This window comes from Mesorhizobium sp. B1-1-5, assembly GCF_006443065.1.
In the GTDB taxonomy this organism is placed as follows: Bacteria; Pseudomonadota; Alphaproteobacteria; order Rhizobiales; family Rhizobiaceae; genus Mesorhizobium.
In genome coordinates, this window is the sequence record NZ_VFWS01000484.1 from 1 (window position 1) to 1,241 (window position 1,241).

Consider the following 1,241-nt stretch of genomic DNA (forward strand, 5'->3'; position numbering starts at 1 on the left):
ACATACAGGCCGACCGGCGCGAGGTTTGGATGGTACATTCCGGCATTGATGGCGAACAGCATCGTGCGCCCGGCCCGCCGCTGGGCATCGTCGAGATTGTGCAGCGATTGATAGGGCTTGCCGGCCGGATCCTTCCAGAACAATTCGATCCGATATTGCCTGGGATCGACCTCGCAGACCAGGTAGCTGGTGGCCTCGAAGACGAGGTCGCGGCACGGCGGCAACGAGGCGAACCATTGGCCGACCCCCATGCCGATCGCCGCCGCCGACGGCAGCGCGGTCTTGATCAGCGCGAGCAGTAATGGCGCGGATTGGAGGACAGTCAAAAGATCCATGCGCGCACCGGATTGCCGGTTCCAACGAGCCGCCGCCAGCATTCGCCGGCACGACGCAAGAACGGTCCCAAGCGGGAATGGATCAAACGGCCAAGGTCGACATGCGGCTGCCGACGCAAGACATCGGCGACATCATTGAACAGAGCTGACGAGCCGCTCGTCGCCGCCAAGGATGGAAACCCAGCGACCGCTGTTGTCGCTCGCCTGTCTCTTCAGGTAGCGATAGCCTGTCTGGTTCCAGAGGCGAACCTTGTCGCTGAGATTGTCGAGGATGAAATCGCCCTTGTCGGTGCGCACCGTAAGCACGGCGTGGCCTTCGCCGTCGGGCTTGCGCACCACCGTCATCAGCAGATTGGCAATGGCAATGCCGGCGGCCTGGAGTTCGCGCTGCTTTTCAAGCGCGTAGTCTTCGCAGTCGCCAAACCCGTTATCGGGGTAGGCCCACCACTCATCCTTGCCGTAGTTGTCCATGTCGCTCATCGGCTTGACGCGGGTGTTGACCGAGAGATTTACGGCGGAAATTTCCCGCAACAGCTGGCCGGTCATGCTCTCCGGAGCGTTGGCGGGCGAGCGGATGGAGCATTCGGCAGAATGGACCTTGCAAAAATCATAGTGCCCGATCGGCTGGGAGGTTTGCCCGCCGATGGTCATGGAAAGCGGTCCCGCATTCGCCAAACCCGCGGCCGAACAAAAAGCCGTCAGCGCCAACGCAAACCCCAAACCCCTCGCCTTGCGGCGCCAACCCACCGAGGATGCCATACGGCCCCACCCATCTATTTTTGTTAACAGAACGTTAAAGATGGATTTTGCCTGGAGTCAATGAAGGCGGCCGATCACATCTTTGGCGATCGACGCATGCCCGACCGGGGTTGCGCCGAAGCAACACCGGCTCGCACATTCCTGGAG

The 1,241-nt window shown here is 61.2% G+C and carries 1 protein-coding gene and 1 pseudogene; both read right to left on the reverse strand.

What is annotated here, in order from left to right:
• Positions 1–335 (reverse strand): annotated as a pseudogene (locus tag FJ980_RS32575) (hypothetical protein); the annotation flags it as partial.
• A gap of 132 nt (positions 336–467) precedes the next feature.
• Positions 468–1,094: a transglutaminase-like cysteine peptidase gene (locus tag FJ980_RS32580; RefSeq protein ID WP_140547555.1), complete on the reverse strand. Its 627-nt coding sequence runs from the start codon at positions 1,092–1,094 to the stop codon at positions 468–470.
• Positions 1,095–1,241 lie beyond the last annotated feature (147 nt).

What these genes read in the sequence shown, in the direction of transcription:
- FJ980_RS32580 (WP_140547555.1), bottom strand. Translation starts at nt 1,094, where the DNA reads ATGGCATCCTCGGTGGGTTGGCGCCGCAAGGCGAGGGGTTTGGGGTTT.